The sequence below is a fragment of the Bradyrhizobium sp. URHC0002 genome (assembly GCF_054059515.1).
Map to the genome: position 1 here is coordinate 5,574,037 of NZ_JBSSCF010000001.1, position 22,486 is coordinate 5,596,522.

Sequence of the window (22,486 nt, forward strand, 5' to 3'; positions counted from 1 at the left end):
TGCTTCGCGCCACAAAAAAGCAGGCTGACAACCAAATCCGGAGCCATCCGTTACCGTCGCGACACGCATCGTCGCGTGATCTAGATCACAGCCCGGCAAATAAAATTCAGCTAGGGGCGGACGCCTTAGTCGAAGGATTCGGTTTCAGGTTCAACAGATTTCCGGTGAGGATCAACGCGGCCCCGAGCACGGTGAACAGGTCCAGCCGTTCCGAATAGATCAGCCAGCCGGCGGCGGCGGTCAGCGGAACTCGCAGAAAATCCATCGGGATCACCACGGTGGCATCGGCATGCAGCATCGCGCGCGCCATGCAGTAGTGGGAGAACGTGCCGCAAAACGCGATCACCACGACCCAGCCCCAGAGATAGGTCGGCGGCCACGTCCAGACGTAGAGCGCGGGAAACAAGCCAGCCGCCGATTGAACCACCAGCATCCAGAACATGATCGAGAGCGCCTGCTCGGTGCGGGTGAGCGACTTGACCATCGTGACCGACACGCCGAACCCGACGGCCGCCGCCAGCGCGATCAACTGGCCCGGATCGACCTCGCTGGTGGCGGGGCGAACGATCACGACGACGCCGACTAGCCCGAGCACGATCGCCGCGATCTTCCAGATGGTCATGCGCTCGCCGAGAAACGTCGCGGCCAGGATCGCGGTCCAGATCGGCATGGTGAATTCGATGGCCACCACCTGGCCGATCGGGATCAGCGTCAGCGCAAAGAACCAGCCGAGCTGCGCGCCATAGTGGATGAGGTTGCGCGCAATATGCTGCGGTAGCCGCGTCGTCTTCATCATGCCAAATCCGCCATTGGCGCGGATCAGCGGGTACAGCATCAGGAAGCCGAGGATGGAGCGCATCTCCATGAGCTGGAACACGTTGATCTCGCGCGCCGCCTCGCGTCCGGCGATCGCAATGATCAGCATCAGGGAGAGCCAGCCGGCCATCCACAGCGCGGCCAGGGTTTTGGAGGGGGTGCGGTCCATTCGAAAAGCTTGCGGGGTTGGGGCAGGCCGGTATCGGCGAGCGCGCCACAATTTGCAATGCGCATATGCGGCGGGCAGCGATGCGCGGCACCGCAATTTCGCTGTGGGAGCGACGGCCGGTTCAGTGCTAAGGAGCGGCGGTCTCAACGAGGAACCTACGCATGCGTATCTTGCAACCGGCCGAATGGTCGAAACCCCGCGGCTTCTCGCACGGTGTCGAGGTCGACGCTTCAGGCAAATGGGTCGTGCTGGCCGGCCAGACCGGCGGCGACGAGAAGGGCGATTATGCCCCTGACATGGCCGCCCAGGTCGGCACGGCGCTGAAGCGCATCATCAAGCTGCTTGGCGAAGCCGGCGCGGGGCCCGAGCACATCGTCCGCCTGACCTGGTACCTGACCAGCCGCAGCGAATACGAAGCCGCAGGTCCTGGCATCGGCGCTGCCTGGAAGGAAACACTCGGGCGCAATTTCCCGCCATCGACATTGCTCTACATCGACGGGCTGGTCGACGTCAGGGCCAAGGTCGAAATCGAAGTCACCGCCTTCGTGCCCAAGGCCTGACCAAGGCCTGGCCGAACATCACAAACGCCAGGCGCTATCAGCTTCAACAACCGCGCCGGAAAAGACAAAAGGATATCGTGAGCCAATGACCAATCGATCGACCTCTGCAGACTACGTCACAGCCTTCGCAACCGGCTGGCCCGAGCACCAGCCCGATGTCATGGTGCTGTCGCTGACCACGCACAGGGGCGTGCAGGATTTTGCGTTCAACAAGGAGCAGGCTTTGTTGATCGCCAAGACGATCAAGGAGACGGCGGCGAAACTCGAGAAGCCGAAGACGAGTTAAGCGAGATCAAATCGCGCGCCTCTGGAACACTGGATCGCCCGCGTTCGCCGCGGGCGATGACAATTGAGGGGCTACTTCGACAGCGAAATATGGGCGGCGCGGAACTGGCTGTCGGCCTTCATGGCGATCTGCTGCTTGGTGCCGGTGGTCTTCAGCGCGATGCTGGCGCTGAAGCCGGCCGCCTGGGCGACCAGCTGGAAGCTGCCGTTGGCGCCACGGCCCTGGATGTTGCCGCCAACATTCTGGCTGGTCTCGCTCCAGTTGCCGCTGACTTCGCCGCCTGCTGCGACCACCGCCGCCTGGAGGTTGAACTTGTAGGCATCGCTGGCGCAGGTGAGGATCATATCCATGCTGGCACCCGCCACCTTGTAGGTCGCGCGGCAGCGGATCCGCTCGTTCGAGCCGTCATCGAGCGTCACGGTGCCGGAACCGGACCAGGTGCCGGCCATGCCGGCGAACGTACTGGACTGGGCGTAGCCCGTGGAGGCCGCAAAGGCCGTCAAAAAAAACGCGACGGCTGCGAATGTCAGCCGCCGCGCTTTGGCGAAAAATTCTGAAGCCTGGCTTGCCTTACTGACGGGACGCTTCCCATCGACCGCTGCACGCGACACCAGCTGAAGCCCCATTCCATTTCCCCGATCCGGAGTTGCCACTGAGTTGACCGTTCGCATATGCACCATTGATCGAGACTCGCACAAGTCCCCCGCTGCCGACACTGCCGGAAACCGGACCGCCCGAAATCTTGCCGTCGGCGACGTTCACGGTCGAGGTAGTCTGCGCATCGCAACTGCCCGATTTTGTGACAACGGTGACCTGCCAAAGGCCGTCATAGGGCGACTGAGCTGAGGCCGGAGCTGCGGTCAGGGTCGCGGCGGAGGCAAGAAACGAAGCATACAAAATTTCGCGGATGCGATTGGCGCGCATGGATCAAATCCTTGAGATGTGTGTGATGACGAACCTTATCTGGTCACAATGTGTCCAAACTTGGGTGCAACGCAACACTGCGGAATGTTCCCGGGATTTCAAACACATCAAGGTGAATCCGGTTCCGGGCGGGGAACGAAAAAAGTTCCGATTTCGCCACTGATTCGGTACCAAAACCGTGCTGGAGGTATTTAGGTAGCGTTCAGTGCTTTGCGTCCGACAGGTTCGGCGCCTGGGTGGCGAACTCCTCCTCCTGCGGCGTGGCAGGGAGGTTGTTGTGGGTCTTGGCGTGAAAGATGACGTCGGCAAGCAGTTTCTGGCCGAGCGGAGCCAGCGCGCGCTCCCATAGCTCGCGGGCAGTTTCGCCTTTCTTGACAAACACCCATTCCTGCGCGGCGATGGCGCCCGCATCCATCCGGTCGGCAAGGTGGTAGACAGTGCCGCCGGCGATCGGATCGCCCTCCTTGATGGTCCATTCGACTGCGGCGATGCCGCGATGCCGGGGCAGGAGCGAAGGGTGGTAGCCGATGCCGCCGAGTTTGGCGGCGGCCAGCGCCTCCCTGGTGACGCGGGCATGGCTGTGCGCGGTCACGATCAGGTCGGTATTGGGTGCGATTTCGGACGCTGCCACGCGTTTCGGATCGGCCTGCACGGCGACGTCGATCCCGGCGGCCCGCGCGGTGGCGGCAAGCCGGTCCTCGCCATCGTGGACGACGACGCGGACGATATCGACCCCGTGTTGGCGCAGCGTATTGAATGTCGTCACGCCGAAATGGCGGGAACCGACCAGGGTGATCCGCATGTGTTCTGTCCGTCGTTAATCAGGCCGGTATGCCGATAGCACACCATGACGGCCTGTTTCGACGCTAGGCCCGAGGCATTTGGGTTATCAACAGGGCGGGCGGCTGAGCTAGCCCTTGACGGCGCAACTCGGGCCGGCTTGGCGGCGCCGGCCAGCGTGCGTGGCATCACAGCGGCAACGAACGGCGCGGCGCTACGGTTGAGCCCCGGATCAGCAACCACGGACGACCCGCATGAAACGCTTTCTCGTTTTTGCCGCCATAGCGCCGCCGCTCGGCTTCGTCGTCGCGTTCTGGGTGATGCTGCAGATTGCCAATTGGCTTGCGGGCAGCCCGAGCACATTTGATGTCGGCCAACTCATGATGCTGCCGACGATATACCTGGTCGGGTTGATCCCCGCGCTGTTGGCCGCGTGGTTCGACCATGCGCTGGCAAAGCACCATGTCTCGTACCGCGTCGCGCTCACGGCGCTGTTCGGCTATGCGATCAGCTACCTGCCGCTCGCGGCAGCGTTCTGGATGGGCTTCGCCCACGGGCCGGAAGTCCTGCTGTTGGGGCTCATCGGCGCGGTGCCGTCAGCGGTGTGTTCGTGGCTGGCGGCGGAGCGGCAGGCGCCCGACCTTGTTCCGTCACCATGACAGGATGCGCAGCTCTGGCCGGGAGTGGGCGGGGAGCGGTTGCTGAAGCGGCTCGGACCGTTGCTCGGCCGCCATTTGCAGGCGCTCCCGCAGGTCGGCGCTGCACTGCTTCATCTGGTTGCGCAACTCGCGCCGGCTGAAGGTGGTGAGGGAGGAATCGCCGAGCTGCTGCCAGGCAGCGCGCAGCCACTGTTGCAGGGCGCGGATATCGGAATCGAGGATATCAGGCTGGTTCATTCCGCCGGAATCTCAAAACGTGATCGCGCCATGATTAGGCCTGATTCTCGCGCCGACGCCTACCGTTGCAGGGCAGGAAAAACCGAGCTGGAAGCCAGGGAACGCGCACGCCACATGATCGTTGATGATGGCTTCCTGGAGCGACTTCGATGTCCCGCTATCCGGCGCTTGTTCTCTTCACGGCGCTCGCCCTGATCGCCCCCGTCAGCGCGTTCGCGCAATTGACGCCGCCAGCCGGCTCGGCCGGCGCCGGCAATTCGTCGATATCCGGCGTGCCGTTCGGCCCGGCCAATCCCCGGGCGCTCTCCGATCCCAGCGGCATCGGCAATGCCTCGAGCAACCCGCCGCTCCGCCCCAACCCTCCGGCGCCGGTAACGACCTACGGCTCAGTCGATACGCCGGCGCCACGCGCGCGGCTCGCGACGCCGCCCTATACCGGCGCCTCGCAGCGGATCTTCAGCGCGCGCCAGGCGTCCCCGGGAAAGCCGCCGGTTCGGCGGCGGACGCGACCGGAGGTGAGCAGTTTTACGGGGATCTGCCGGGGCTGTTAGCGATCAAATGCCGGTTCCACGGGGAGCGAGCTCGCAAGAAGAGGGACATCTCGATGTTCGGTCTTGGCGGGGAACAATTTTCGCTAGCCGGACTTATGGCCTGAGCGGCCGTGCGTGCTGACCCTGCATCTGCTGACGCCGAGTATTGTGTGACGCAAGATTTGCCCCAAGGGCAGCGGATGGCCGGAATGAATATCCAGCAACGGACGGCCAAGACTCTCTCCCCGCCAGGTCAGTCCGCCACGCCGAACGTCGCTCAAGTGCCGCGCCACGAATGGCTCCGTGCGCACGAAGAAAGTCTGGCCGCCACCTACGATAACGTCGGCGTGGGCATCGCCGAGATCGATCAGGCCGGGCGGATGCTGCGCGTCAACCAGAAAGTCTGCGAGCTGACGGGACGCGGAGCGGCCGATCTGCTCGGCCGCTCGATCTTTGACGAGACCTCGCCACAGGACGTTGCGCAGGATCTCGCGGAGTTCAGGCGACAGATTGCCGGCGAAATCGATCGCTACACCATCGAAAAACGTCTCGCCCGCAAGGACGGCTCATATCTCTGGGTGGAGGTGACGTCCTCGAGCGTTCGCGATGCGTCGGGAAATTTCCTTTACGCGGTACGTGTTCAGCATGACATCAGCGCCCGCAAGAAAGCCGAACAGGCGCTGGCGCGCCGCAGCGAAGAGCAGGCGGCACTGTTCCAATTCTCCGAAAGGCTCCAATACGCCACATCGCTTCCAGGCGTTTACGACGCCGGCCTGGACGCCATCCTCGCGGCACTTGCCTGCGAGCGCGCCTCCATTCTGCTGTTCGACGACAATGACGTGATGCGCTTCGTCGGATGGCGGTGTCTGTCGGACGGGTACCGGAAGGCCGTCGAAGGCCATTCACCTTGGGACAGGAACGAACGAAATCCGCGTCCGGTCTGTTTCGAGGACGTTGGCGTGTCCGATCTTTCCGACACGATCAAGGAAACGGTTGCGCGCGAACGCATCGCAGCCGTCGCTTTCATTCCGATCCTGATCGGCGGCCGGCTCGCCGGAAAATTCATGGCCTATTACGACAGGCCGCATCGCTTTGTCGAATCAGAGATCGACGTCGCGCTGACGCTCGCGCGGCAACTCGGCTTCGGCGTTGCAAGATTGAGGGCGGAAGAGGCGCGGAGCGCCGCCGAAGAGCGTGCGCAGCAACTCGTGTCCATCGTGGAATCCTCTGACGATGCGATTATCAGCAAGGACCTGAACGGGATCATTCGGACCTGGAATCCAGGCGCGGAGCGGCTGTTCGGCTATACCGCCGGCGAGGCTGTCGGCAAGCCGGTGACCATGCTTTTTCCGCCGGGACGCGAAGACGAGGAGCCCGGGATCCTCGCGCGGATACGCCGCGGCGAGCGCATGCAGCATTATGAAACCATCCGCCGGCGGAAGGACGGCAGCCTTCTGGACATTTCGCTGACCGTCTCGCCGGTACGCGACGGCACAGGACGGATCATCGGCGCATCGAAGATCGCCCGCGACATCACCGATCGCAAGGAAGCCGAACGCAAGCTCCGGGAGAGCGAGCAGCGTCTCACGGAACTGCTTGCGGCTATACCGGCCGCGATCTACACGACCGACGCGCAGGGCAAAATCACCTATTTCAACGAGGCGGCGGTCGAATTTTCCGGCCGGACGCCGACGCTCGGCAGCGACGAATGGTGCGTCACATGGAAACTGTTCCTTCCTGACGGCACGCCGCTCCCGCACGACCAGTGCCCGATGGCGGTTGCACTCAAGGAAGGGCGCGCCGTCCGCGGCGCTGAAGCGGTCGCGGAGCGGCCGGACGGGACGCGGGTGCCCTTCATTCCGTTCCCGACGCCGCTGCGGGACTCTCTCGGCAGGATCAACGGCGCCATCAACATGCTGGTGGATATCAGCGAGCGGCGGCAGGCGGAGACGCAGCAGCGGCTGCTGCTCGATGAACTCAGCCACCGCACCAAGAACAACATGCAGATGCTGCAGGCGCTGCTGTTCTCCGCGGCAAGAACGGCGCACAGCGAGGAGGCGCGGAAAGTCCTCAACGAGGCCAGCGCGCGGATCGCGGCCATGGCGGCCGCGCAGCGCGTGCTGTACGGCCGCAGCGACGCCAGCCGGTTTGCGGCGGCGGAATTCCTGCCCGCGGTCTGTGAAACAATCCGGCAATTGCTGCCGCCGGCGGCGCGAATCGAAAGCGGCGCGGCGCACGGCGTGCTTTCCAACGACGTTGCCATGCCGCTCGCGCTGATACTGAACGAGCTTCTGACGAACGCCGTCAAACACGGCATCAAGGACCATGCGAAGCAGGGCGTTCGGGTCAGCCTGACCGATCGGGATGGACGGCTGGTTCTCAGCGTCGAGGATGACGGCGAGGGGTTCGACCTTGAGAAGGTCCGCAAGAATTCATCCGGACTCCAGCTCGTCCTCGGCCTCGCACGCCAACTGCATGGAACGCTTTCCGTCACGAAAAACCCCTCGCGGGCGAGCCTCGATTTTCCCGCCGCGAAAATCTAGGGCGGTCATCGATGACGCCGCAGCAGCGCGCAGGGCTTTTTTCACCGCAGCCCGGACCAGCCCGGAACCCGCCGTTGCCGGCTGAAGAGGCCCGACGGATAGAAGACAAGCATGGCCCTCCGCGCGTTCTCGTCGTCGAGGACGATTTTCTGATCGCCATGCAAACCGAAATCGCGCTGACGGCAGCCGGCTTTGAGGTTATCGGCCCGGCCACGACCGCCGAGGAAGCCGTCGCGATGGCCGGCGAGGCGCAGCCGACGCTCGCCGTGATGGACATTCGTCTCGCCAGCACCCGCGATGGCATCGACGCCGCCCGGCAATTGTACCAGGACTTCGCCATTCGCTGCATCTTTGCGACCGCACACGACGATGCGCACACGCGCGGACGCGCCGAGCCCTATGCCCCGCTCGGATGGCTGCCGAAGCCGTACACCATGGCTTCGCTCGTTGCGGTGGTTGCTGAAGCTATCGCAGGGCTGCGCCGGCCGTAGCGCTCCGGCAAGCGCACACTGGGTCCGACTCCTAATTAATATTTAAATCGTGCGGAGTCGGGCAAGCCCGGTTGGATCCATTACACATAATAATACGCGCCAACGATCTCCGACCTCCGGGCCGCATGGCAGGCAGCCGCGTCAGGGCAGGGTGCGGTTTCGAGATATCTTTTGGATCGCGTATGCATGAGGCATGGCTCCAAACTTTGGAAGCCACCGTCCGAAAGGCCCATCCGGAAAGGCGCGGTCTCCCGATCGGGGGCATAATGCGTGTCGGGCGGATAATTTGTCACCCGCAAACGTCCGGCGCATTAAATTAAACTAATAGAGCCATTAAATCGGCCCATAGTTTCAGGCAAGCGGGTATCTCGGCATAATTACGATTAAATTGTTCGGACGGGAGGCGCTTAGGGGAACTTTCCGCTTTTTCCCGATTTGGGTTCCGAAGCAGGAGCGGGAGAGCGGCAAATGGCCAAGCGCTGGAGTTTCGAGGATATCAACGACCTCAAGAATCTCGCTCAGAGGTATTCAGCCCAGGCGATTGCCGAAAAGATGGATCGGACTGTGGGTGGGGTGACCTTCAAGGCGCACCAGCTGGGACTATCACTTAAGGCGCGCTCGCAGGCCACCGATCCGGAGTTCACGGACTTCAATTGGACAGAGAGCCACAACAGGTCGCCCGCGTCGGACGAGCGGCGCTGAGGTAACGTCCCGCGGCGCGCGCGGCGGTCTGTGCTGCGGCCTAGCCGCTGCGGTAGGCATCCAGCGCATGGGCGGCGAAGATGCCTACGCTGACCAGAGTGAGGATACCTGCTGAAATCTCAATCATTGCCCGGTCTCCCCCTCACCGATTGTGGCGAGGAATCTACTGCGTGACTGGTTCCAAATGAGCTCGAAGAAGAATTGCATGACGGCCGTCCCTGTCTTGTTAACAACGAGATAGGCAGCCCTTTGTTTCAGGATGTTTTCGTCGGCTTCAGAAAATGGTTTCGTCCGGACCGTTCCGCGACAACTGAATGATGACAATTTCGCGGCGGGGGCGCATGCTTTTGTGACACCAGCGCGGAGTGATTCGATCATGCTGGAAGCAATTGTATTGTTGCTGGGCGTGAGCACATGCGCCCTGATCCTTATTGCCTTCTGGGGCCTCGACCTGCGCGGGATGCGGCGCAGAGGATAGGGTGGTTCTGGTTCCACCGGGTCGTGCCGCGAGCAGCGCGGGCACGAGGTTATCATGCGCGCCTGCGGCTCGCCCGTCACAGTAAACCAACGCTTAACTATGAATCGGTACGGTCTGCTGTGTCCGGATGGTGACCGTCCGGCTAAACGGGAGCGACTATCATGCCCGTCGAGATGCTGACGTATGCCGACCTGGGCGAAAGACTCACAATTTCGCCGGAGGCGGCCCGCGCCCTGGTAAAACGACATCGATGGCCGCGTTCCCGCGCCAACGACGGCAAGACGTTGGTGCAGGTCGATCTCACCGAAATCAGCCATTCCCCGATCACCCGTCCGCCGCAAGCACAGGCCGGTCACCAGGTGGTCGCCGCCCTCAAGCAGAAAATCGAGAGCTTGCAGGCCGAACTGATCGAGGCGAAGGCTGTTGCCAGCGGCCATCGGGCCGACTTCGAGAGAGAATGCGAGCGCACGAACAAGCTGTTGGCCGAATTGCTCAAGACCACCTCGGAGAGCATCGGCGCCCGGGAAAGGGCGGCTCTGCTGGAAGGCAAGCTGTCGATGCTAACGCAGCCCTGGCGACGTCGGCTGGTCGATGCTTTCACCCTTGCCTTGCCACAAGTCGCCGGCAACACGCGCGAGAGCGCCGGAAGCATCGCCCAATCGCATAATTGAACCGACTGGCCTGCTCGCCTCGGGCTGAGCTTTCTCCGGCCCCAGTGGTGCATTCTGCTTTCCTTGAACACGCGAGGCCTGTCGGCGTTCAGCGCCCGCAGCATCCCGATCCGCGCGTGCATCGGACCTCCGCAGTCTCAATCAGGCAATGAAGAGGCCGTTTGCTATTTAGGCTGGTTCTGTTCGGCCTTTATCGTAACGACTCGGCCGCGGGGATGGATGCTCAAACGGGGTGGATCGGGGCAAGGCGAACAACAGAACAAGATAAGCGGAACTTCTTGCTTTAGCCGGTCCACGTGCGATCTCCGCACTGCAGGCATTCAAATATATGAATGACGACTCCGCTTTCAGATTCCATGATGGTTTTGAGGAGGGTGAGCCTTCCTGCGCAGAAACGGCATTCATGGTTTGATTGATCGCGAACAGTGGCAATCTTTTCAGCTCGAAATAGCTCCATCGCGGGGCCCCCACCCCAGTAAAGGCGCAGAATACGGAGCAACGGTTTCGGAAATGGTAAATAGCCTAGCGGCGCCGTAGTGTTACGGGAGGACGGACCGTCCCAGCGTTGCGAAAGGCAGGGGCGCGTGATTCCGATACGCCAGTGCGGCTTATCAAGACCGAAACGGCCCCAGCGCGAAGGCTGGGGGTCTGCATGCTGGAGCCGTCCCCCTTACGCGCCCTTCCGAGCGCAGAACTACACTATCGGGGAAAACAAGAGCCGGTCCTGGCTACTTTTTCATTCCGGGAACTCTGGCGGGGTAACCCCTTCGGTAGATAAGCCTAGTGGAATTTGACGCCGACCAGGTGTTCCGTTCGCCATATCACGGTGCATCCGCGTCTCAGGCGATCAGCAACGATCAGAAGGGTAAATTGCGTCGGGATGCCTAGCGGGCCGACCACCTCCAGCGCCGCCCCAGTCTCGGACTGGCTGCGGATGAGGCAGGCGATCGTGCGCCCGTTGAACTCAATACTTCCTGATTTCAACTGGTTCATTCCAACCGGCAATACTCGTAGCCCTATCGCAATTCGAACGCATCGTCACTCCGCCAAGGCGCATAGTGCTGTCGACATTTTGTCACAGCGGAGTGGCAAGACTCGACGCGTGTCGTTCGGCAACGTCGTGCGCCGGGCCGCCAACCGAGCAGCCTTACTCCGTCTTTGGCTTGTTCATGGCTCGCTCAATTTCGTCCGCTAGCTGATCTATCCGCTGGCTGATCCAAGTGACGGTGCAATCGGTCGAAGAAGTCTTGCTTGGCTTTGTCCGTAGCGAGGTCCGGATCAGCGTGGCGTCGGCCGCATCCTTCCGCAGACGTTCTTGTGCCGCCAGATGATCCTGCATGTCGGACGGCCTGTCCTTTCTTCTGATCGGCGAGCGAGTTTGCCAAAGCCCTTGGAGGCTGCAGTCCCGGTGACGTTAGCCACTCGTTGACATGAGCTGTGGTCTCAGCTTGCCGGGTTTTCTGGCGGAGCGCAGTCAGTGAAGCGCCGGCGCCGATCGATGATGAAGCGTAACCGGCGGCGGCTCGCGGTGCATGCCAGGCGGCTGCGGCGATAACGCGGAATTAATCTGATAAGCCTATAATCCAAGGCAGTTCTAGTTGGGTGTCGCGTAAAGGAGCCGTCGCTAGGGACGATCCAGCGGTCGGCTCCTTTTTGTTCACTCATTTGAGGTTAGTGCACGTGACCCAGACATCGGAAAACCAGAGCCAAGCCGACCAACCCGAATCCACGGCGCCGATCAAGCAATCGAGCCGGAAATCGATCCTGGCGTTTGCGGTGTTCGCGCTTGGAATAAACACGACTGCGGCCGTCTATACGCTGTCGCCGTCCGATTTTGCTCTGCCTGATATCAGCAGGTTGGCCGAACTGATTCCGCACCCGAAAGCTTCCGATCCAATATCGGATGATCCGGCTGTCGCCGCATTGAAGAATATTCAGTCGGTGCAGCAGCAACACGTTGTCTCGCTGCAAGAGAATAACTTCTTGTTGCAGCAAAACACAGCTTTGCTTCAGCAGGATTCAATTGCGCTTGCTTCTCTGAGACAGAGCGTCGTGGATGAGCAAGTCGATGTGAAGAAGATATCTGGTCAGATTGCGGATGAACATGCAGACGTGAAGAAGATCTTCGCGCAGGTCACCAAGCTTATGGCGAAGGTCGACTCGCTGCAAAATGCAATAGCCCCGGAAGTAACTTCCTCGATTTCAACAACGCACGCTCGTAACCGGCTATCCCGAGCGGTGCGCAAAAAGATGGCTCGGCAGCCGCAGCCTGTAGGACCTTTTTCGCTTGGAGGAGCCCCCCTAAGTCTGCCGGCTACCACGGCAACCCCGCAAGGCTGAAGAACAAGAGATCAAGGCGCGTCGCTTCGGTCCCGCGTCACACCGTTGGTAATTGCCTCAAGCCCGCCGCATCAATCCGGCGGGTTTTTCTTTTGGATTTGGGTACGGCAAGCTGCTGACTTTGGCTTTCAGGCCGATGCGCCCGAGGCGCCGGCGGCGGCCGTAAAAATCTGGCAGCCCACCGCCGTTCGAACTTTCTTTGCAGGTCGAGAGGAATAATGCTCACAATTCGAACTCCGGGGTTCGCGATCCTGCCCCGGGTACGGACTTCAACGCTCACGGTGTCCTAAAGGTTGCTAAGCGGCGCCGCAGGAATCTGTCTCGGGCGCCCATGTGCTGGGGCGGCTAGCGCAATGTCGACCAGGGCACGCAAAAAGCTTTTCTTGAAATAAGGGCGGGGCCGCCCGTGGGGACAAGCGGCCCCTAATCGCGCAGTACGCAGGCCGAAACAGTTAGCCATCTGCGCGACCTGCAGTCACGCTAGACGTGTTTGGACCGGCCGCAACAAAACTCACGAATTAAGCTTGATGCCCGTCGGGAAGGTTAAATCTGGAACCAGCGCAGAAGGGGAGCCGGCGCCGCAACCTGGAGAGACGACGGGGGATCTGCTTCGGCATCGAGACACTGTGAGACGTGACCCAGTTCACATCTGAAAATCCCGTCTTGATCTAACGCCATCGGCGAGGCCGTCCAGAGGTCCGCCATGAGCAGCGCCAGGACCACCCAAGCGGGTGCCGAGTTGTTCGCTTAATTCCTGCGGCGCTGCGCGTTGATCGTCAGTACCAAACCCGGAACCGAGAGTTGTTCGATCATTGTACGCGCCGCTTGGCTGGCCTCTGACCATGATGGCTGGTTGAGATAGGTGAGCATTTGCGGCGCCTCGCCATCGAGGCAGTCCTCGAACTGCTTCAGCGCAATGCCGAGCGCAAGGCGGAGCAAGGTGACTTCTTCCTGGCTGAACTGATAGTTCAAGGTTGGCTTTCTTTCTTTTGACCGGGCTAGCAAAACAATCCGCGACCTTTTGCACTTGCGGTCTTGCAATTTGTGGCCAATGAGTTGTGAGTTCGCGCCAATTACTTGTGAATGCGTGTCAGCGAACGCTTACCGCGTTCGGTTTCTGTTCAGCGCCTTCATGACCGCGATCCGCGCCAGCATTTCCGGCCCGTCGCGCTCGGCGACCAAGAGCAGCGTTTCCATCGCGACTTGCCAATCGGCGGCATCATGCTCGGCTTTCGGAAGCGCGGTGATATATTAGGCGGCCTCGCGCAGCGTCAGCAACTCTCGCCCGTCGGGCAAAATGATAGGGTCAACGAACCGTTTGAACCAGGCCATCAGCCGCACCCGGATCATCTTATCGGATGTGAGACGCCAGCAAAGCTCCGAGCGAAAACAACAGCATCGAGACGCTCATTGATGTCGCAAGGATGGTACCGGCGGTCGGTCTTGGATTGCGGAAGGCAAATCGCTGGATCAGGTAGCCCACAAGTAGCCAGATTGCGGCGCCGGCGCCGAGTGTTGCGCCACTAATCGCGGCCTGCACGACCCCATCGTTCATGCCTGATCCCCAATCAAATGATTTCGCCGGATGTCATCCGGTGATGAAAGCCCAATTGAACGTCGGCAGGCCGATTCGCGTCGGTACGGTTTGTAACCGTCGCGCCAGGAATTTCGTAAAGTGATGCGTCGGCGCATCATTTTTGACGGCGATTAATGCCTCTCTGGCTGGCACCATCCGGCGTATCGGCGCGTGCAGGATCAGTTTTGGCCATGCGGTCGCCAGTCCGGCGGCATTCGCTCGCCGCGATCGAAGCGGCGATATTTCTCATTGGTCCAGGCCTGATGATCGCGCGCCGTTAAAGCCTACAGGCATGCAAGCCGGACAGTGCATTGATGCGGCATCACGACAGCGTGAGACGTGAAGCAGTTCACATTTGAAAATCGCGATTTGATCTAAGGCCGTCGGAACACCGATTTCGGGAGGCGGCTATGCCATCATTCAGCACCCCATTCGGTTGGCGAGGAATAGGAACCACGGTGGCGGTGGAGCTTCTCACCGTCGTTGCGCTTGGGTTCGCGGTTGTTAGTTACGCGGAATGGTCATCGGACAAGGCAGTGGCCGAATTTATGAGCGCGACCTCGGCGTCTCTGCCCTCAACTCCGGCTGAGTCTCCCCATGGACGAACGGGTTGCCCGCAAGGTAATCGCAAGCTGCCAACCCAACTCAAACCGTTGCCGTAATCGCAAACGCGATCATGCGGGACCGATCCCTCTCGAACGGGGGAGGTCTTACTACCCCCCCCGTCGCTACCGACGTGACGCGCCAGTAGTCGTGCCTTCGCGGGAATCGCCGCTTCCTCTAATCGGGCCGGGAATCCCTACGCAGGTAGTCGTGCCGTCGGTTCCTCGGGCAGCCGTGCTGCAGGGAACGGCTTTAACTACCTTGGTTGCTCCGTTCGGGCCCACTACGTTCAAGCCTGGACCCAAATTCACCTCTGGCACAGGGCCTCCGAACGGTCGATTTGGGTCGTCAGGCCCGTAAGCGCCGATGTAACCCTTGGGCGCGTCGGTCTGAGCGACCGAAGCCGACCCTAATAGGGCGAGCACAGCAGCAATGGGCAATGTCCGCATTGACGCCTCCTTACGAAGATTACTTCGATACGGCGTGAGCCGGTGACAGCCATTGTGGGCGCTGCTGCCACGACGGATTGATGTGGATCAAGCTACCCTGGGCGCAAGGTCGCGTGGCGGTGCGCTGCGGAGCCGGGACCCATAACGCCTGTGCGTCGGGTGGGTAGACGTCGGAATGAGCCAGTGACGTCGTGTCGGAATGACACGCCGGCCACCTGCTAAGTGATTGATTCTATGGTGAGCGCGGAGGGACTCGAACCCTCGACCCCATGATTAAAAGTCAAACCAGCCCGATTTCCCCATCCCGTTGACCGCCCACACATTTCTTGTGTTGGCAGAAAAACCCACAGAAATAATTGAGTAATTCGCTTGGTCCCGTGATTTCTAATTGTACCTCGTTGTAGCTCGGATATGTTCCGACGTGCCCACACAATGCCCACACGGGCGCTTTGGGCGGCGCCGAGGGGGACTGAATGAAGGCGATCAGCGAAAAAATAATTGCCGCCCTGCCGGTGCCAGCCAAGGGCAACAAGGTGCATTTCTTCAGCGGCGCGACCCTGCAGGGCAAGAAGGCGCCGGCGGGTTTTGGCGTTCGCTGCACCGCCGCCGGCACCAAGGCCTTCGTTCTTTTCCACCGGATGGACGGCCGGAAATATCTCGAAACCCTTGGACGCTGGGACGCCAACGACCAGGGCGGCACGCTCACGGTGCGCGACGCGATCGTGCGCGCGGAGAAACTGGCGAAAGACTTCAAGAATGGCCGGCGGGAAGATCCCCGGCCCGAGCGTACCCGCCGGCTGCAGGATGGCGACCGGCCGGACGGGCTCGACGTCGCCGGCATGCTCGACCTTTTCATGACGCGCTATGTCGAAAAGGAAGCCAAGCTCCGCACCGGCAACCAGATCAAGGCCGCCTTCGATCGGCTGGTGAAACCGGAAATCGGCAACCTTGGAATTTACGAAGTCCGCCGCTCGCATGTGAACGCCATGCTGGACGAGATCGAGGACGAGCGCGGGCCCGTAATGGCCGATCGGACGTTGGCCTATGTCCGCAAAGCGTTCAACTGGTATGCCGTCCGGGACGAGCAGTTTTCGACTCCGCTCGTCAAGGACATGAGGAAGGGCAGCACCAAGCAGCGTGACCGCGTTCTCGATGATGACGAGATCAGGGATTTGTGGACCGCGCTCGAAACCATCACCGAGGCGCCCGCATGCTACCCGGCATTCGTCAAGTCGCTGTTGCTCACCGCCACCCGCCGCAACGAAGCGGCCAATGCGCATTCGATCGAAATCAATAGCGACGTTTGGACGATTCCAGGCGAACGCTACAAAAGATTGCCGAAGGACGCGGACAAGGACCATGTTATTCCGCTTTCGGCCGCGGCGCTCGCGCTGATGGGCGTCAAGCCGGCCGGCGCCAAGAAGAATTCTTGGCATGTGTTCTCGACCACCGCGGGCGAAAAGCCATTCAGCGGATTTTCAAAGGCCAAGACCGAACTCGACAAGGTGATTGCCGAGCTACGCAAGCGGGAAGGGCGCGAGGCAATGCCGAAGTGGACGCTGCATGATTTGCGGCGCACCGCCCGCACCCTCATGTCCCGCGCTGGCGTGCAGCCCGACCACGCCGAACGCGCGCTGGGTCACATCATCGTCGGCATTCGCGGCACCTATGACCGCTACGAATATCTCGACGAGAAGCGCGCGGCGTTTGAAGCACTGGCCGCGCTCGTCGACAGAATTCTAAATCCCACCGCAAACGTTGAGGAGCTTGCAGCGCGACGGGTGCAAGTTCAATGAAGCGGCCGACATCCGGGGCCGACGACCTCGGGCTCACCGAGGAATCGCGCGAGGACTACAGGAAGCGCGTCGCTTTTCTGTTCTCCGAAGGCTGCGCGATTTTCGGCGCGAAGGCTGCAGCAAAGCTTTTTCGCGCGCAGGCAAAGGCCGTGCCGAAGGCGACACAGCGCGGCAAGCGACCGCCGCCACAAAAGCGGAGAGGGCCCCACGACCCCGAGGGCGATAGATACCTCCTGCAACTTTGGAACACCGCTCGCAACGGCAAGACCAAACGAGCCTTCGCAAAAATGGCCCTGAAAAATCACGCGGTGAAGATCGGCGGGAAGATCAGGCGGCAAGATAAAATCCAGGTTGATTCCATGGTCCGCAGATTGAACCGCATTATCGAACGGGCGGCGAAAGTGAGACAGTTAGGGGCTCGACGTTTGCGGACCTAACTGTCTCACCACGACCGAAGCAAATCAGCCCATTCTCGCCAGCGTCAACAAGACGAAGGCGAGAACCCGATGGCAACCACCGAAATCGCAGCGAACTACATTCTCCGCAAGGAACTGGCGAAACAGCTTGGCGAGCGCTTGCGCGGCCGGCCATACAGCGAATTTACGCTGATCGCATGGGAGAAGGACGGCAAAGGCCCACCGGTCACGCGCATCGGGCGGGACGTGGTTTACCGCGCCGCCAGCGTTGAAAAATGGCTGCAGGCGCAGGAGCGCGCCGCGAAAAATTCGACCAGCGCAGACGCCGCATAAACGAATAGGTCGCCAGGGGCGGGAGTCCCTTGGCGACCTTTCTTCGTTCACCGTTCCGATCACCCTTCGACAAGCGATCAAGGTCATGGCGATAGAACAGCCCCCAAACTCCAACAACGCACTAAAACCTGCGCGCCAGCTTCTGCCGAACCGCAGGGCATCGGGAACATTCACGATCGAACACGGCGGGGCCCTGTTCACGGTGACTGCCGGCTATTATCGCGACGGGCAACTCGGCGAATTGTTTATCAACAGCAGGCGCGCCAGCAGCGCAATTGACGCGATAGTATCCGATGCGGCGATTGCCATTTCGTTTGCCCTGCAGTTTGGCGCCGACCTCACCGCGATCAAGGCCGCGATGAAGCGCAACAGTGCGGGCGAGCCATCTTCGCCGATCGGCGCCGCGTTGGATCGGATCGCGCCATGAGCACGCGCCGCCCCACGCTCGACGAGCCCGTGGTCATCAGCAAGTTTTGGAAGAACCGCCGGCACGACGCGGTGATTGTTTCGCTCAGCACATACGAAGGCCACAACCTCGTCGACCTGCGAACGCACGCCATGAAAGAGGGCCGGCTTGTGCCGACGCCGAAGGGATTGGCGATGGTAGTTCGGCGGCTGCCAGAACTACACCAGGCCGTCACGAAGGCACTGGCGAAGGCGCGAGAGCTTGGCTTGATCGACAGTGAGGATCCGGCCGAATGACCGCCGAAACCCTCGCCCCGAGCCAATTCGATTTTGCCGCGCTGTGCGCGAGCCGCGCTCCTCTCATTGCCGACGGTAGCCTGTTGGTTTGCGAGTATGGCGACGAGATGCAGGCCATTGCCGAGCATACCGGCTTGATTGCCGCGATCGGCCAGGACGCGGTTCAGGACATCATGGGCGAGGCGATCGCCATGGCGCATCTGGTGCCGGAACCGGATGCAAACGAGTTGGCCGAACTGGCCGAGGCTCTCGAAATTGAGATTGCGCTACGCGCCGCCGAGATGCTGCGCGAGTGGGAATTGGCCGACCCGCGCGACCGCTGGCGACACACGGGCGAGCCTCGACCCCAGGCAAGGCCGGTGGTGAGGCAGTGCGAGCCCTACGCGCCGGCGCAATCGACCGTCGACGCCTTTTGGCATGTCCACAGGCTCGAAAACCCGGATTGCCTCGCCCGCTGGCTTGCAAATCACCCGGCCGACGCGCCCGCACTCTACGAAATTTGGAAGGCCTCCCGATGTTAGCGCCCGATCGCCGCCTCGATCCCGTCGAAGAGGCTTTCCGATTTGCCGGTGTGCCGATCCCCACCGGCGAGTTCGACCCGCCGCCGGACAACACGCCGATGCCGACCGAAATTCCGGACGGTGCCGACGACGAGCCAGTCTTTGAGCCCGACCTCGAGCCAGGCAAAACGACAGCGTCAGCGAAAGCCGCTCTCATCACGCCGCTGGACTGGCCGGACGAGGCCCCGCCGCCGATCGACTGGCTGGCCGATGGCAGGATCCCCCGCGGCGACGTGACGACGCTGCACGGGGACGGTGGCGCGGGCAAAACCGATATCGCCTGCCAGCTCGCCGAGGGCTGCGCGCGCGGGGCGCCGTACTGGCTGGGTCATGAGATCGCCGCTGGGCCCGTATTGATCATCAGCGCCGAGGAACCGCAGCGGGAATTGCGCCGGCGCATCTGGTTGCACAGCCGCCGCGACGGTTTCGACCCTCACGACCTCGCCGACCTGCATATGTGGTTCCCCGACGACGTGGCCGGCGCGGTATTCGCCATACCGGCCAGCAACGGCATCATGCAGCCGACGCCACTTTTCCGCGACATCGAACGGGCCATTGCCGAAATCGCACCGGTGGCTGTCATCGTCGACAATGTGGCCGCGACCTTCACTGGCAACCAGAACGACCGCGTGATGGTGCGCAGCTACGTCAACCTCTGGCGCACGATCGCCCGCCAGCCGAGCCACCCGGCGGTGTTGCTGCTCGACCATCCGAGCCTGTCCGGTATGACAAACGGCACCGGGCGGGGCGGCAACATGGACTGGCGCAACGCCGTGCGCTCAGCGCTCTATCTGCGTCTGCCCGACGACAAGGCCGAGGCCGAGCGCGGTGTTCGCGTGATGGAAACGCAAAAATCGAACTACGGTCCGACCGGCCAACCGGTGCGGCTGCAATGGGGAGACGGCGGACTGGCCTTGGAACAGGGTCAAGGCTCGCTCGCGCGCATCGCTGCAGATGCCAAGGTCGACGAGGTGTTCCTGCAGCTGCTCGACAAGCGCAACGCCCAAGCGAGGCCTGTGCGGCCCGGCACGGGCAGGGAATATGCCCCCGCCGAGTTCGAGCGCGATCCGGACGCAGGCGGCATCCGCTCCAAGGCGTTCACCGCCAGCATGGAAAGACTACTGACCGCCGGCAAGATCACCGTGGTGACCAAAGGACCGCCCTCGAAGGCAACCAAGCACCTCGAAAGGGCAGCGTCATGACCCCTTCGATCGCCCCTGCTATCGCCCTTCCATCGGTGCGATCGCCCCTGCTATCGGGTATTCCATCGCCCCTGCGATCGACTGCGATCGCCCCTGCTATCGGGGTGTGCTCGATCCCCCCATACCCCCCTGTGCGATCGAAGCCCTCGCGCGCGGCTCCGGGCACCGCTCGTGCGGCTCGCATTCGATCACCGCTGCGCTGTCGCTCCGCTCGTGATCAAACGCTCAGACCCCAAACCCGATCACCATCATGGGTGAGGAGAGCATTGGCAGGAGGGCAAATAACAGCTCACCTGACCGCATATACACATAACGAAAAATATTCTGCCGATTACGGCAGAATCGCGCCAACGCCTTTTTGCCGACAGTGCAATGTGAGCATCCAGGCGATCGGCGCAAAAGCTAACAGTTACCCCCGTGACGGTTGGCAGGGGGTAACGCGGTTATTCGCAACGGCCGGCGCCCACATACTGCCCACACGCCGCAGCCAAGATCACGCAAGCCTGCGAACTGCAGCCATTTGCGCCATTCGGCCCCATGATGGAAGATCATGGGAAGCGTCGATCGGCCGGCCGGAAGGTACTAGCGCGCGGGCTCTATCAGCTATCACCACACTGTCAGAGAGAAAGACCGGCAAGCGCGCGCGAGGCATGAGCCAGGCGATAGCCCAGCCAATGGCAATCGCCCCGATATCCGGCAAGTCCTTGATATTATTTCTGAAATCGACGGGGTGGGGAGGAAAATCCAACTCTTTCGCTATAAATCACATGCCATCGCGCTTTCGCGGTCTGGTCCGAAAATTTTGGGCGGCTCCCTGCAGAAACATCGTTGAACACTGCGGAGCACTGTTAACGCGATGAAACTCCGCGTCTGCAAATCGCGCCGCGAACTCATTGCGCTTTTGCTTGAGCGCCAGGACGAATTGAACATCAGCGCGTCGACGATAGACGGAATCGCGGGGGTGGCTGACTCATACACGAGTAAGTGTCTTTCGCTGACGCCCGCGAAAAATATTGGGCCGATCGCGCTCGGCGCAATTTTGGGAGCGCTGGCGCTCAAGATTGTGAAAATCGAGATCGCAGAAGATCCCGAGGCGGCAGCGGCGGTGTCGGGGCGGTGGACGCCGCGGAAGCGGCGGCCGAACCACAGGAAGCCAGCGCGTTCGGCTCAATGGTGCAGTGCTAATCACAACGAACCAGAGTTTAATTTTGGCAACACTGGAGAACCAGACATGGCGAACAGAATGATTGGCGTGCGCCTCGACCCTGAGCTCGACGAGCGGCTGAAGATTGCCGCAGAGAAAGACCGGCGGCCGGTTTCTCAATTCGTGCGCAACGTCTTGAGCGACGCACTTGCCAAGTCCGAGCCGCCGACTGATCCCAAATCGGAGGTAACAGCATGAGCTCGGCAGTGTCCCGCACCGCGCGCATCGACGAGGCGCCGCTCGAGCATTCAATTGTGCCGCCGCCGCCGATGGCACCCATGTTGCTTGAGCAGGCGCGCGCGGCCGAGGGGCTGATTGCCGAATGTGAAAGCCGAGTGGGGGTGCTTGTGCTGGCCGAAGCGCAGGGCACGAAGGGCGCCACCGAGGCGCTTGCGGCGCTGGAAGCCAAGATCGCGGCGGCCCGGGCCGATCGCACCCGGAAGGATGCGGCGTACAAGGCGGCGCTGGTTGCCGACCGCTTCGCGGCCGAGGCCTTTACCGCGCGCATCCGCGCCATGCCGACCGCGGCGCTGGTTGCCGGCATCACGCGGGACAAATGCGCTGATCTTTGCCACCCCGGTGGTTGTGCGCTCGCGTGCGGCATCAATGCGTGCATGCATCCCCGGCGTTCGGGCATCCCGCCACAGCACCAGGCGGACCGCACCATCCGCGACAACCACCACGCCGCAAACCGCGAGATCCTGCGACAGGAGCAAGCCAACCGATGACCGACCAGCCCCCCATTGTCCCGCCGGCACCACCGGCACCGGCACCGGCCACCGCCGCCGAAGCCGCCACGCGGCTGAACGAATTGAAGGCCGACACCGCCTGGCGTGACCGCTATCTCGGTGGCGGTGTCACCGAAGCGCGCGAGATACATGCTCTGCAGGAGATGCTGAACAAGAGCGACAATCCCGATGTCGACAGGGCGATGGCTGGTCTGCTCGACGACTCGCCCGTTCAGCGCAGTGGCCACATGCAGATGATCGGCGTCGCGCAGCATCTGCGCGAGCTTGGCATCCGCGACGAGATAATCCGCGACACCCTGACCGGCAAGCCCGTGACGCAAGAGCGGTACGACGAACAAAAGCGCTGGAAGGCCGACCGCATGCGGGACAAGGATTGGACCGCCAAATATCTCGGCGGCGATCTGGAAGCGCGACGACTGATGACCGAAGCGGACATCGTGCTGAACAGCCCGATCAAGAACCAGGAGAAAGCAGCATGAACCTCGCAGGCATGACAGAAGCCATGTGCCCGAACGAATGCAACGTCGATGGTTGCGTCATCTCAGGCAAGCCGTATTGCGCTCACCCACGCAAGGGCGGGCTGCACGCTGGCGAAATGCAGGACCATGCGGCCCTTCGCCGAGCGGAGCAGGCGCGCGAGCATATCGCGCTCGCTGCGACGGCGGCCAAGCTCGAGGCGAAAAAGATCGCGTAACCCGCCGTCAAGCTTG

Annotated in this window: 29 protein-coding genes and 2 pseudogenes; 22 read left to right on the plus strand and 9 right to left on the minus strand. The window is 61.8% G+C overall.

Annotation, left to right across the window (positions count from 1 at the left end; translation table 11 throughout):
- Window positions 1–106 precede the first annotated feature (106 nt).
- Window positions 107–985 (minus strand): DMT family transporter, encoded by an 879-nt coding sequence (locus ACVWVY_RS27145; protein WP_456629243.1) that lies wholly within the window; start codon window positions 983–985, stop codon window positions 107–109.
- Between the two features lie 161 nt (window positions 986–1,146).
- Here ACVWVY_RS27145 and ACVWVY_RS27150 point away from each other — a divergent pair, with 161 nt between their 5' ends.
- Together ACVWVY_RS27150 and ACVWVY_RS27155 are read left to right on the plus strand one after the other, a co-directional pair.
- Window positions 1,147–1,545 carry a RidA family protein gene (locus ACVWVY_RS27150; RefSeq protein WP_456629244.1) on the plus strand — a complete coding sequence of 133 codons (399 nt, stop codon included), beginning with the start codon at window positions 1,147–1,149 and terminating at the stop codon, window positions 1,543–1,545.
- Between the two features lie 85 nt (window positions 1,546–1,630).
- Window positions 1,631–1,831 carry a hypothetical protein gene (locus tag ACVWVY_RS27155; RefSeq protein ID WP_456629245.1) on the plus strand — a complete coding sequence of 67 codons (201 nt, stop codon included), beginning with the start codon at window positions 1,631–1,633 and terminating at the stop codon, window positions 1,829–1,831.
- 71 nt (window positions 1,832–1,902) lie between these two features.
- Here ACVWVY_RS27155 and ACVWVY_RS27160 read toward each other — a convergent pair whose 3' ends face one another.
- The 3 genes from ACVWVY_RS27160 to ACVWVY_RS27170 form a co-directional block, all read right to left on the minus strand.
- Entirely contained in the window at window positions 1,903–2,457 is a 555-nt protein-coding gene (locus tag ACVWVY_RS27160) for a hypothetical protein (protein ID WP_456629246.1), read from the minus strand.
- Window positions 2,402–2,755, minus strand: a complete 354-nt coding sequence (locus ACVWVY_RS27165; RefSeq protein WP_456629247.1) for a hypothetical protein — start codon at window positions 2,753–2,755, stop codon at window positions 2,402–2,404. The genes ACVWVY_RS27160 and ACVWVY_RS27165 overlap by 56 nt, the downstream gene beginning before the upstream one ends.
- Window positions 2,756–2,957: 202 nt before the next feature.
- Window positions 2,958–3,557, minus strand: a complete 600-nt coding sequence (locus ACVWVY_RS27170; RefSeq protein WP_456629248.1) for a formyltransferase family protein — start codon at window positions 3,555–3,557, stop codon at window positions 2,958–2,960.
- Window positions 3,558–3,789: 232 nt separating this feature from the next.
- Here ACVWVY_RS27170 and ACVWVY_RS27175 point away from each other — a divergent pair, with 232 nt between their 5' ends.
- Window positions 3,790–4,194, plus strand: a complete 405-nt coding sequence (locus ACVWVY_RS27175) for a DUF5413 family protein (RefSeq protein WP_456629249.1) — start codon at window positions 3,790–3,792, stop codon at window positions 4,192–4,194.
- Here ACVWVY_RS27175 and ACVWVY_RS27180 read toward each other — a convergent pair.
- Window positions 4,186–4,431 carry a hypothetical protein gene (locus ACVWVY_RS27180; RefSeq protein WP_456629250.1) on the minus strand — a complete coding sequence of 82 codons (246 nt, stop codon included), beginning with the start codon at window positions 4,429–4,431 and terminating at the stop codon, window positions 4,186–4,188. The two genes, ACVWVY_RS27175 and ACVWVY_RS27180, sit on opposite strands and share 9 nt — an antisense overlap.
- A gap of 149 nt (window positions 4,432–4,580) precedes the next feature.
- Here ACVWVY_RS27180 and ACVWVY_RS27185 point away from each other — a divergent pair, with 149 nt between their 5' ends.
- From ACVWVY_RS27185 to ACVWVY_RS27215, 7 genes and pseudogenes are all read left to right on the plus strand, one after another.
- Entirely contained in the window at window positions 4,581–4,982 is a 402-nt protein-coding gene (locus ACVWVY_RS27185; RefSeq protein ID WP_456629251.1) for a hypothetical protein, read from the plus strand.
- Between the two features lie 188 nt (window positions 4,983–5,170).
- Window positions 5,171–6,097, plus strand: a pseudogene (locus ACVWVY_RS27190) (PAS domain-containing protein); the annotation flags it as partial.
- Between the two features lie 51 nt (window positions 6,098–6,148).
- A pseudogene (locus ACVWVY_RS27195) lies at window positions 6,149–7,096 on the plus strand (PAS domain S-box protein); the annotation flags it as partial.
- On the plus strand, window positions 7,079–7,504 hold the full coding sequence (locus tag ACVWVY_RS27200; protein ID WP_456632321.1) for a sensor histidine kinase: 426 nt from the start codon (window positions 7,079–7,081) through the stop codon (window positions 7,502–7,504). The pseudogene ACVWVY_RS27195 and the gene ACVWVY_RS27200, both read left to right, overlap by 18 nt.
- Before the next feature lie 74 nt (window positions 7,505–7,578).
- On the plus strand, window positions 7,579–7,995 hold the full coding sequence (locus ACVWVY_RS27205; protein WP_456629252.1) for a response regulator: 417 nt from the start codon (window positions 7,579–7,581) through the stop codon (window positions 7,993–7,995).
- A 468-nt stretch (window positions 7,996–8,463) separates the two neighbouring features.
- Window positions 8,464–8,697, plus strand: coding sequence for a hypothetical protein (locus ACVWVY_RS27210; protein ID WP_456629253.1), 234 nt, complete (start codon window positions 8,464–8,466; stop codon window positions 8,695–8,697).
- Window positions 8,698–9,336: 639 nt separating this feature from the next.
- Window positions 9,337–9,846 carry a hypothetical protein gene (locus ACVWVY_RS27215; RefSeq protein ID WP_456629254.1) on the plus strand — a complete coding sequence of 170 codons (510 nt, stop codon included), beginning with the start codon at window positions 9,337–9,339 and terminating at the stop codon, window positions 9,844–9,846.
- Window positions 9,847–10,626: 780 nt separating this feature from the next.
- Here the strand turns inward: ACVWVY_RS27215 and ACVWVY_RS27220 are convergent.
- The gene (locus ACVWVY_RS27220) at window positions 10,627–10,839 is read right to left on the minus strand and encodes a PilZ domain-containing protein (RefSeq protein WP_456629255.1); all 213 of its coding nucleotides are present in this window, start codon (window positions 10,837–10,839) and stop codon (window positions 10,627–10,629) included.
- 154 nt (window positions 10,840–10,993) lie between these two features.
- The gene (locus ACVWVY_RS27225; protein ID WP_456629256.1) at window positions 10,994–11,185 is read right to left on the minus strand and encodes a hypothetical protein; all 192 of its coding nucleotides are present in this window, start codon (window positions 11,183–11,185) and stop codon (window positions 10,994–10,996) included.
- A gap of 341 nt (window positions 11,186–11,526) precedes the next feature.
- Between ACVWVY_RS27225 and ACVWVY_RS27230 the strand changes: the two genes are divergently transcribed.
- Window positions 11,527–12,186, plus strand: a complete 660-nt coding sequence (locus tag ACVWVY_RS27230) for a hypothetical protein (protein WP_456629257.1) — start codon at window positions 11,527–11,529, stop codon at window positions 12,184–12,186.
- Between the two features lie 747 nt (window positions 12,187–12,933).
- Here ACVWVY_RS27230 and ACVWVY_RS27235 read toward each other — a convergent pair.
- Window positions 12,934–13,158, minus strand: a complete 225-nt coding sequence (locus ACVWVY_RS27235; protein ID WP_456629258.1) for a hypothetical protein — start codon at window positions 13,156–13,158, stop codon at window positions 12,934–12,936.
- A 379-nt stretch (window positions 13,159–13,537) separates the two neighbouring features.
- Window positions 13,538–13,741, minus strand: a complete 204-nt coding sequence (locus ACVWVY_RS27240; protein ID WP_456629259.1) for a hypothetical protein — start codon at window positions 13,739–13,741, stop codon at window positions 13,538–13,540.
- A 1,546-nt stretch (window positions 13,742–15,287) separates the two neighbouring features.
- Between ACVWVY_RS27240 and ACVWVY_RS27245 the strand changes: the two genes are divergently transcribed.
- The 11 genes from ACVWVY_RS27245 to ACVWVY_RS27295 all read left to right on the plus strand — a co-directional run bounded on the left by ACVWVY_RS27245 (window position 15,288) and on the right by ACVWVY_RS27295 (window position 22,470).
- Window positions 15,288–16,610, plus strand: coding sequence for a tyrosine-type recombinase/integrase (locus tag ACVWVY_RS27245; protein ID WP_456629260.1), 1,323 nt, complete (start codon window positions 15,288–15,290; stop codon window positions 16,608–16,610).
- Window positions 16,607–17,047 carry a hypothetical protein gene (locus tag ACVWVY_RS27250; RefSeq protein ID WP_456629261.1) on the plus strand — a complete coding sequence of 147 codons (441 nt, stop codon included), beginning with the start codon at window positions 16,607–16,609 and terminating at the stop codon, window positions 17,045–17,047. Before ACVWVY_RS27245 ends, ACVWVY_RS27250 begins: the two co-directional genes overlap by 4 nt.
- Window positions 17,048–17,116: 69 nt before the next feature.
- Complete coding sequence (locus ACVWVY_RS27255; RefSeq protein ID WP_456629262.1) at window positions 17,117–17,359, plus strand: helix-turn-helix transcriptional regulator; 243 nt, start codon at window positions 17,117–17,119, stop codon at window positions 17,357–17,359.
- Between the two features lie 85 nt (window positions 17,360–17,444).
- A complete protein-coding gene (locus ACVWVY_RS27260; RefSeq protein WP_456629263.1) occupies window positions 17,445–17,786 on the plus strand; it encodes a hypothetical protein in 342 nt (113 codons plus the stop codon).
- Window positions 17,783–18,061, plus strand: coding sequence for a transcriptional coactivator p15/PC4 family protein (locus tag ACVWVY_RS27265; RefSeq protein WP_456629264.1), 279 nt, complete (start codon window positions 17,783–17,785; stop codon window positions 18,059–18,061). Before ACVWVY_RS27260 ends, ACVWVY_RS27265 begins: the two co-directional genes overlap by 4 nt.
- Window positions 18,058–18,582 carry a hypothetical protein gene (locus tag ACVWVY_RS27270; RefSeq protein ID WP_456629265.1) on the plus strand — a complete coding sequence of 175 codons (525 nt, stop codon included), beginning with the start codon at window positions 18,058–18,060 and terminating at the stop codon, window positions 18,580–18,582. Before ACVWVY_RS27265 ends, ACVWVY_RS27270 begins: the two co-directional genes overlap by 4 nt.
- The gene (locus ACVWVY_RS27275) at window positions 18,576–19,823 is read left to right on the plus strand and encodes an AAA family ATPase (protein WP_456629266.1); all 1,248 of its coding nucleotides are present in this window, start codon (window positions 18,576–18,578) and stop codon (window positions 19,821–19,823) included. Before ACVWVY_RS27270 ends, ACVWVY_RS27275 begins: the two co-directional genes overlap by 7 nt.
- A gap of 856 nt (window positions 19,824–20,679) precedes the next feature.
- Complete coding sequence (locus ACVWVY_RS27280) at window positions 20,680–21,225, plus strand: hypothetical protein (protein WP_456629267.1); 546 nt, start codon at window positions 20,680–20,682, stop codon at window positions 21,223–21,225.
- Window positions 21,222–21,755, plus strand: a complete 534-nt coding sequence (locus tag ACVWVY_RS27285) for a hypothetical protein (protein WP_456629268.1) — start codon at window positions 21,222–21,224, stop codon at window positions 21,753–21,755. The genes ACVWVY_RS27280 and ACVWVY_RS27285 overlap by 4 nt, the downstream gene beginning before the upstream one ends.
- Window positions 21,752–22,255: a hypothetical protein gene (locus tag ACVWVY_RS27290; RefSeq protein ID WP_456629269.1), complete on the plus strand. Its 504-nt coding sequence runs from the start codon at window positions 21,752–21,754 to the stop codon at window positions 22,253–22,255. Before ACVWVY_RS27285 ends, ACVWVY_RS27290 begins: the two co-directional genes overlap by 4 nt.
- Entirely contained in the window at window positions 22,252–22,470 is a 219-nt protein-coding gene (locus ACVWVY_RS27295) for a hypothetical protein (RefSeq protein ID WP_456629270.1), read from the plus strand. The genes ACVWVY_RS27290 and ACVWVY_RS27295 overlap by 4 nt, the downstream gene beginning before the upstream one ends.
- Window positions 22,471–22,486: the final 16 nt, after the last annotated feature.